This window comes from Microbacterium sp. (genome assembly GCF_035277845.1).
Lineage (GTDB): Bacteria > Actinomycetota > Actinomycetes > Actinomycetales > Microbacteriaceae > Microbacterium.
This window is the reverse complement of sequence record NZ_DATEJS010000037.1, coordinates 1-7,175: the sequence shown is the minus strand read 5'-3', so window position 1 is coordinate 7,175 and position 7,175 is coordinate 1. Positions and strand designations below refer to the sequence as shown.

7 protein-coding genes and 1 pseudogene are annotated in these 7,175 nt (G+C 70.0%); all 8 read right to left on the bottom strand.

Translation table 11 applies throughout. From position 1 onward, the window contains the following. Window positions 1-23: 23 nt before the first annotated feature. Window positions 24-671: a thymidine kinase gene (locus VJR25_RS01370; RefSeq protein WP_324111738.1), complete on the bottom strand. Its 648-nt coding sequence runs from the start codon at window positions 669-671 to the stop codon at window positions 24-26. A gap of 41 nt (window positions 672-712) precedes the next feature. After that, window positions 713-2,155: a malate dehydrogenase (quinone) gene (gene mqo, locus VJR25_RS01365; RefSeq protein WP_324111742.1), complete on the bottom strand. Its 1,443-nt coding sequence runs from the start codon at window positions 2,153-2,155 to the stop codon at window positions 713-715. A gap of 176 nt (window positions 2,156-2,331) precedes the next feature. Beyond that, the gene (locus VJR25_RS01360) at window positions 2,332-3,408 is read right to left on the bottom strand and encodes an aspartate-semialdehyde dehydrogenase (protein WP_324111737.1); all 1,077 of its coding nucleotides are present in this window, start codon (window positions 3,406-3,408) and stop codon (window positions 2,332-2,334) included. Window positions 3,409-3,519: 111 nt separating this feature from the next. Continuing rightward, window positions 3,520-3,939, bottom strand: a complete 420-nt coding sequence (locus VJR25_RS01355) for a rhodanese-like domain-containing protein (protein WP_414683700.1) — start codon at window positions 3,937-3,939, stop codon at window positions 3,520-3,522. A 5-nt stretch (window positions 3,940-3,944) separates the two neighbouring features. Then, complete coding sequence (locus VJR25_RS01350; protein WP_324111735.1) at window positions 3,945-5,231, bottom strand: aspartate kinase; 1,287 nt, start codon at window positions 5,229-5,231, stop codon at window positions 3,945-3,947. A 100-nt stretch (window positions 5,232-5,331) separates the two neighbouring features. Continuing rightward, complete coding sequence (locus tag VJR25_RS01345) at window positions 5,332-6,279, bottom strand: DMT family transporter (RefSeq protein ID WP_324111733.1); 948 nt, start codon at window positions 6,277-6,279, stop codon at window positions 5,332-5,334. Then, a complete protein-coding gene (gene recR / locus VJR25_RS01340) occupies window positions 6,276-6,869 on the bottom strand; it encodes a recombination mediator RecR (RefSeq protein WP_324111731.1) in 594 nt (197 codons plus the stop codon). The genes VJR25_RS01345 and recR overlap by 4 nt, the downstream gene beginning before the upstream one ends. Beyond that, window positions 6,869-7,175, bottom strand: a pseudogene (locus VJR25_RS01335) (DNA polymerase III subunit gamma and tau); the annotation flags it as partial. The gene recR and the pseudogene VJR25_RS01335, both read right to left, overlap by 1 nt.

The following is a 7,175-nucleotide window of genomic DNA, read 5'->3' as shown; positions in this document are numbered from 1 at the left end:
TCGGGTCGGGCGGGGAGGATGCCTCAGCCGAGGCGACCGCCGGATTCGGTGAGGTAGCACTCGGCGCACATGGACTCGTAGGTGACGCGGTCGGCGCTGAACTGGTCGATCGCCACCTGGTCGCCGTCGAACACGAATCGGCCGCCGACGAGCCGCGCGTTGAAGAGCGCCTTGCGGCCGCAGCGGCAGATGGTCTTCAGCTCCTCGAGGCTGTGGGCGAGTTCCATGAGCCGGCGCGAGCCGGGGAACGCCTGCGTCTGGAAGTCGGTGCGGATGCCGTACGCCAGCACCGGGATGCCGTCGAGCACGACGATGCGCAGCAGGTCGTCCACCTGCTCGCGGGTCAGGAACTGGGCCTCGTCGATCAGCAGGCACGCCACATCCGCGCGGGCGGCATCCGCCTCGGGAACGAGTGCCTCGCGGGCCCGCCGCTGCACGCGCGCGCGGTGCTCCTGGAACAGGGCGCGGATGTCGGCGTCGGCATCCACCAGGAAGTCCACCTCGCGGCTCACGCCGAGGCGGCTGGAGATGCGGTCGGCATCCTTGGTGTCGATGGTGGGCTTGGCCAGCAGCACGTGCTGGCCGCGCTCCTCGTAGTTGTACGCGGCCTGCAGCAGCGCGGTGGACTTACCGGAGTTCATCGCGCCGTAGCGGAAGTACAGTTTTGCCACCCGGCGAGTCTACTGGCGGGCCGGCACCGCCCTGCGCGGCCTCAGACGGAGGCGGGGAGGGCGAACGGAACGGGACCGGTGAGGTCGAGCACCTCGGCCGTCTCCGCTTCGGTCTCGTGCGCCAGCTCAGGCTGTCCGTTGAGCTTCTGGCCGTAGGTCGGGATGAGTTCGGTGAGCGTGGGCTTCCAGGCCGGGAACTGCTCCGGGAAGCACTTCTCCATGAGCTCGAGCATGATCGGCACGGCCGTCGAAGCACCCGGCGAGGCCCCGAGCAGGCCCGCGATGGAACCGTCCTTCGCGTTGACGACCTCGGTGCCGAACTGCAGCTTGCCGCCGACCATCACCTGGGCGCGCTGGCCCGCCTGCAGCAGGGTCCAGTCCTCGTCCTTCGCGGTGGGCACGTACTCGCGCAGCGCCTCCACCTTGCGGTGGTGGTTCTTCGCGAGCTCGCTGATGAGGTATTTGATGAGGTCGAGGTTGGTGACCGCGACCTTGAGCATGCTGCCGAGGTTCGACGGGCGCACCTGCCGCACGATGTCCCACATCGAGCCGTTCTTGAGGAACTTGGGGCTGAACGTGGCGAACGGGCCGAACAGCAGCGACTCCTCGCCGTCGACGATGCGGGCGTCGAGGTGCGGCACCGACATCGGCGGGGCGCCGACGGATGCCTGCGAGTACACCTTCGCCTTGTGCTGGGCGACGAGCTTCGGGTCGGAGGTGTGCAGCCACTGGCCGCCGATCGGGAAGCAGCCGTAGCCCTTGATCTCGGGGATGCCGGAGTTCTGCAGCAGGCGCAGGGCCCAGCCGCCGGCGCCGACGAAGACGAACTTCGCGCGGATCTCGCCGGGCGCGTTTCCCACGGAACGGCGGTACTTGACCTTCCAGGTGCCGTCGGCCAGGCGCTTGAGGGAGCGGACCTCGGTGTTGGTGCGCACGTCGGCACCGCCGGTGCGGAGGTTGTCGACCAGCTGCACGGTGAGCGCACCGAAGTCGACGTCGGTGCCGGTCTCGACGCGCGTGGCGGCGATGGGCTCACCGGCAAGGCGCTTGGCGGTCAGCAGCGGCGCCCACTTGTTGATGACGCGCGAGTCCTCGGAGTACTCCATGCCGGCGAACAGCGGCTGCTGCTTGAGCACCTCGTAGCGGCGGCGGAGGAAGTCGACGCCCTTCTCGCCGTGCACGAACGTCATGTGCGGGGTGGAGTTGATGAACGTCGTCGGCTCGTCGAGAACCCCGCGCTCCACCAGCGTCGCCCAGAACTGGCGGCTGAGCTGATACTGCTCGTTGATCGAGATCGCCTTGGCGGGGTCGAGACCGCTGGGGCCGTCCGGCATGTAATTCAGCTCGCACAGGGCGGCGTGACCGGTTCCGGCGTTGTTCCACGCGTTCGAACTCTCGAGCGCGACCTCCGGAAGACGCTCGAAGAGCGCGATCTTCCAGTCCGGCTGAACCTCTTGGAGGAACGTTCCGAGGGTGGCACTCATGATGCCACCGCCGATCAGGAGCACGTCGACGTTTTCAGTCACGGCTCCATCCTAGGCTCGGCCGAAGGCGCCCTGACGCGCCGTCACGGCCAGTGAGGATGCCCCCGCTGTACACGGCGTCGCCCATCCGGCGCATCGGCGGCGATTCCCCGCCGAGGTGCGCCCGGGAGGGCTGGTCAGGCCGGGACGGTCTGGCCGAGCCGCTCGGCGACGAGCTCGGCGATCTGCACGGCGTTCAGGGCCGCGCCCTTGCGCAGGTTGTCGTTGCTGATGAACAGCACGAGTCCCTTGCCCTCGGGTGCGGACTGGTCGGCGCGGATGCGGCCCACGAAGCTCGGGTCCTTGCCGGCCGCCTGCAGCGGGGTGGGCACCTCGTCGAGCACCACGCCGGGAGCGGATGCCAGGATCTCGCGGGCCCGGTCGGGGGTGATGTCGTCGGCGAACTCGGCGTGGATCGTCAGCGAGTGACCCGTGAACACGGGCACGCGCACGCAGGTGCCGGCGACGCGCAGGTTCGGCAGCTCGAGGATCTTGCGGCTCTCGTTGCGCAGCTTCTTCTCTTCGTCGGTCTCGTTGTCGCCGTCGTCGACGAGGTTGCCGGCGAACGGGATCACGTCGAACGCGATGGGCGCGACGTACTTCTCGGGCTGCGGGAAGTCGACCGCGGAGCCGTCGTGCACGAGCGCCAGCGTGTTGTTCTGCGCCAGCACGCCCTCGACCTGGCCGAGCAGTTCCTGCGCGCCGGCGAGGCCGGAGCCGGAGACGGCCTGGTAGGTGCTGACGATGAGACGCTCGAGGCCGGCAGCGGCATCCAGCGGCTTCAGCACCGGCATCGCGGCCATCGTGGTGCAGTTCGGGTTCGCGATGATGCCCTTGACGGCCTGGTCGATCGCGTGCGGGTTGACCTCGCTGACCACGAGCGGAACCTCGGGGTCCATGCGCCAGGCGCTGGAGTTGTCGATGACGACGGCGCCGGCCGCGGCGAAGCGCGGTGCGTGGGCGCGGCTGCCGGTGGCTCCCGCGGAGAAGAGGGCGATCTGGATGCCGGCGGGGTCGGCGGTGGCGACATCCTCGACGATGATGGTGTGGCCGCCGAAGTCGACCGCGCGACCGGCGGACCGCGCGGTGGAGAACAAGCGCAGCTCCCCGATCGGGAAGTCGCGCTGGGCGAGGATCTCGCGCATGACCGTGCCGACCTGGCCGGTGGCGCCGACGACGGCGACGGAGTATCCGGAGTCAGAGATGCGGGTCATGGTGCCTCCACGGCTCGTTTCAGGGGTTTGGGTCATTCTACCGGCGCCTGTATTCCCGGGTCCCCATGTGTCGGCCCACGCGGTCGGTGAGCCGGCGGCGTTCGGGACCGGTCAGCCGACGGGCGCCGTGAGCGGGTCCGGGTCGCGGCGCGTGCGGCCGTCATCGGTGACGACCGCGAGGCCCTCCCTCGCCCAGTACTCGAAGCCGCCGATGAGTTCGCGGACGTCCGTGTAGCCGAGCTGCACCAGGGTGAGGGCGGCCCGCGTGCTGCCGTTGCAGCCCGGACCCCAGCAGTAGACCACGATCGCGGTGTCGAGGTCGGGGGCGACCTCAGGGATGCGGGATGCCAGCTCTGCGTTCGGGAGGTGGATCGCGCCGGGGATGCGTCCCTGCCCCCAGGCCGCGTCGTTGCGCGTGTCGATGACCAGCGGCGGCGTGCCGGACGCACGCTCCGCCGCCAGGTCGGAGGGATCGGTCTCGAAGATCAGCTTCGCGGCGAAGAAGTCCGCCGCGGAGATGCTCGTGCGCACCCGCCTCAGCGACCGGAGCCGGCGTAGACGACGGCCTCGGTGTCGCCGTCGAGCCCGTACGCGGTGTGCACCACGCGGGCGGCTTCGGCGATGTCGTCGGCGCGCAGCACGACCGAGATGCGGATCTCGGAGGTCGAGATCATCTCGATGTTGATGCCGGCGGTGGACAGCGCCTCGAACAGCGTCGCGGAGACGCCCGAGTGGGTGCGCATACCGGCGCCGACCACGGACAGCTTGCCGACCTGGTCGTCGTGCACGAGGCTCTCGAACCCGACCTCGTTCTGGTCGCCGGCGAGCGCCTTCAGCGCGGTGGCGGCATCCGTCTTGGGCAGGGTGAACGAGATGTCGGTGCGGCCGGTGGTGGCGGCCGACACGTTCTGCACGATCATGTCGACGTTCGCACCGGACTTGGCGACGATCTTGAAGATCTCGGCGGCCTTGCCGGGAACGTCGGGAACGCCGATGACGGTGACCTTGGCCTGGCTGAGGTCGGTCGCGACTCCGGCGACGACGGGCTCTTCCATGTGCTCTCCTTGGGCTGCGAGTGCTTCGCGACGGGCTTGGTTGAGCACCAGGGTGCCCTCGCCCGAGCTGAATGTGGACCGGGCGTGGATGAGCACGCCGTGGCGGCGGGCGTACTCGACGGCCCGGATGTAGAGGACCTTGGCGCCGTTGGCGGCGAGTTCGAGCATCTCCTCGCTGGAGATGTGGTCGAGCTTGTGCGCCTTGGGCACGACGCGCGGGTCGGCGGAGAAGATGCCGTCGACGTCGGAGTAGATCTCGCAGACGTCGGCGTTCAGCGCCGCTGCGAGGGCGACGGCGGTGGTGTCCGAGCCGCCGCGGCCGAGGGTCGTGATGTCGCGGGTGTCGCGGTTGAAGCCCTGGAAACCGGCGACGATCACGATGGCGCCCTCGTCGAGGGCCTCGCGCAGGCGGATCGGCGTGACGTCGACGATGCGGGCGGCGCCGTGCGTGGCATCCGTGATCATGCCGGCCTGACTGCCGGTGAACGAACGGGCCTCGAAGCCCATCGAGTGGATCGCCATGGCCAGCAGGGCCATCGAGATGCGCTCCCCGGACGACAGCAGCATGTCGAGCTCGCGCGGCGCCGGGATGGGCGCGACCTGGTCGGCGAGGTCGAGCAGTTCGTCGGTGGTGTCGCCCATGGCACTGACGGCCACGACGACCTCGTGCCCGGCCCGACGGGTGTCCACGATCCGCTTGGCGACGCGCTTGATGCTCGCCGCGTCGGCGACGGACGACCCGCCGTACTTCTGCACGATCAATGCCACTGTGCGACTCCCGGGGTTCACGCGGCAGAGCGCCGCTGCATCGATTCTACGGATGCCGCGACATCCTCTCCCGCCGGATGACGTCCCGCGGCACCGCTCGTCAGCCGGAGGCGACGGGAGGCAGGTCGCTCTCGGGCACCTCGGCCGCCGCTTTCGGGGCGCGGAACCGGCCGCCGGTCGCGGCGAGCCAGCAGCCGACGATGACGAGCGGGAATCCGATGAGCAGTCCCGGCGTGATCGGCTCACCGAGAAGCACCGCACCGAGCGCGAGCGCCACGACCGGATTGACGTAAGTGAAAAGGCCGGCCCGAGCCGGCCCCACCTCCGCGATGAGGGCGAAGAAGACGATGAACGCGACCGCGGTGCACAGCACGGCGAGGGCCAGCAGCGACATGCTGCTGCGCACCGTCGGCACCCCGTGCTGGGTGAGCAGCCCGATCGGCAGATAGACGAGGCCCACCGCGCCGAGCGACAGGGTCATGGTGCCGAGCGACGGGACGTCGTGCAGCTTGTGCGCCACGACGAACGGCGCCGTCGCGTACAGGATCGCCGTGAGCAGCACCTCGCCGACCGCGATGAGCGCGCCGGGGCCGGATGCCACGAGCGACGGTCCGGCGACGATCACGGCGACGCCGACGAACCCCAGCACGAGACCGGCGGCCCGCAGCGGCTTCAGCATCCCGCGGTCGCCGGCGAGCATCGCGATGATCGCCGCGAACAGCGGCACGGTGGACACGAGCAGCCCGGTGAGCCCGGACGGGAGCACGGTCTCCGCACGACTCAGCAGCAGGAACGGCCCCGCCATCTCGATCGCGCCGAACAGCAGTACCCACGGCCACTTCTTCAGAGCCGGCCCGAGCGCTCTGGCGCGCAGCGCGAACGGCAGCAGGATCAGCGCGCCCAGCAGCGTGCGTCCCGCCACGACGCCTGCCGGCGAGATGGTGGCGACGGCCTCTTTGATGAACAGGTACGGGATGCCCCACAGCAGCGCCATGCCGGCGTACAGCCACCAGGCGCGCACCGAGACGGCGTGCGTGGTCTTGTTCACACCGACCGCCGGCCCTCGAACGCGCGGCCGAGGGTGACCTCGTCGGCGTACTCGAGGTCCCCGCCGACCGGCAGGCCGGAGGCGAGGCGCGTGACGGTGATCTCGAGGGTCGTCAGCAGCCGGCTGAGGTAGGTCGCGGTCGCCTCCCCCTCCAGGTTGGGGTTGGTGGCGAGGATGACCTCCTGCACGGTGCCGTCGGCGAGCCGCTGCATGAGCTGGGCGATGCGCAGGTCGTCGGGGCCGATGCCCGCGATCGGGCTGATCGAGCCGCCGAGCACGTGGTACAGCCCGCGGAATTCGCGCGTGCGCTCGATGGCGGCGACGTCCTTCGCGTCCTCGACCACGCAGATGAAGGTCTGGTCGCGGCGCGGGTCGCGGCAGATGGCGCAGCGGTCCTGCTCGGACACGTTGCCGCACACCTCGCAGAACCGCACCTTCTCGCGCACGTCGTGCAGCAGGTCGGACAGCCGCGAGACGTCGAAGTTCGGCGTCTGCAGGATGTGGAACGTGATGCGCTGCGCGGACTTCGGCCCGATCCCGGGCAGGCGCCCGAACTCGTCGATCAGGTCTTGGACGATGCCGTCGTACATCAGCTGAACCTCGTGCCCGTCTCATAGGGCTCTTCGCGCACGAACGTGGCGCCGAGCATCTGTCGCACGACGGCCTCCCCGTAGCGCTGGATGCCGTTCGTCGCCGGACGCCGGGAGGCCGTGTCGCGGGATGCCGCGGAAGCCTCGGGCTGCGGCGGCTGCGGGCGCTGCGGCGGCACGATGGAGGGCGGGATCGGTGCGTCGACGGGCACTTCGTCGGCCAGGCGCTCGTCTTCGTCGGCCGGTTCGAGCGAGGTCTCCACCTCGTCCGCGGGCAGTACGCCGCCGTCGGTGGGCGGGGTGGCG

Bases quoted from the DNA above. Each gene is read 5' to 3' on its own strand.
- VJR25_RS01360 (WP_324111737.1), bottom strand. From the start codon at position 3,408: ATGACCCGCATCTCTGACTCCGGATACTCCGTCGCCGTCGTCGGCGCC.
- mqo (WP_324111742.1), bottom strand. From the start codon at position 2,155: ATGAGTGCCACCCTCGGAACGTTCCTCCAAGAGGTTCAGCCGGACTGG.
- recR (WP_324111731.1), bottom strand. From the start codon at position 6,869: ATGTACGACGGCATCGTCCAAGACCTGATCGACGAGTTCGGGCGCCTG.